Source organism: Oleiphilus sp. HI0067 (assembly GCF_001635735.1).
Map to the genome: position 1 here is coordinate 1 of NZ_LWFI01000318.1, position 697 is coordinate 697.

The 697-nt window shown below is 43.3% G+C and carries 1 pseudogene; it reads left to right on the forward strand.

Going from position 1 to position 697, the window contains the following annotated elements:
* A pseudogene (locus tag A3739_RS03850) lies at positions 1-578 on the forward strand (hypothetical protein); the annotation flags it as partial.
* Positions 579-697 lie beyond the last annotated feature (119 nt).

Here is a 697-nt window from a genome sequence, read left to right on the forward strand (position 1 = left end):
AAGTTCGCTGTCTTGATCTAAACCCCTACCTACCTTTAGGTATCGACAAACAGCAAGTTACTTTTATGGATGGTTTTCTTCTGTTTTGCCTACTCCAAGACTCTCCATTCTTGAGCGCAGAAGCGTGTGAAGAACTTGAGCGGAACTTCACTTTAGTGACCAATGAAGGTCGAAAGCCAAACCTTTCACTGAACCAAAATGATCAAGCGCGTGACTTGAAAGAGTGGGCAACATCATTACTAGCAAACATTGAGCAGGTGTCTTCTGCGCTAAATAAACAAGACGCTGCAGCGCTTAAGTCCGCTATAAAGGCACAGCAAGCTAAAGTGAAGGACAGTGCCTTATGCCCTTCTGCTAAGGTTCTTGCAGATATGCAGTCAAAGTCTGCTTCGTGGCTTGAGCTCTGCACCGCCTTATCATCTGAGCATAAATCTCAACTATTAGCATCCAGCATCAATGAGCAAAAGTTATCCGAACTTGAATCGACTGCGAAGCAAAGTCATCAAGATGCTCAAAACATTAAGCAAGCTGATAACGTACCCTTCGATGCATTTCTTGATGCATACGTCTCACCATAAAGAACACCCATACTCGGATGCGAAACGCTTCCGAGTTTTTTCAATTACGTAAAGCTAATCCCCGCCTTTTTTGAGAACTGTCCGTTTCTGACAAATATTTCATCGTTCAAAATTTGCGC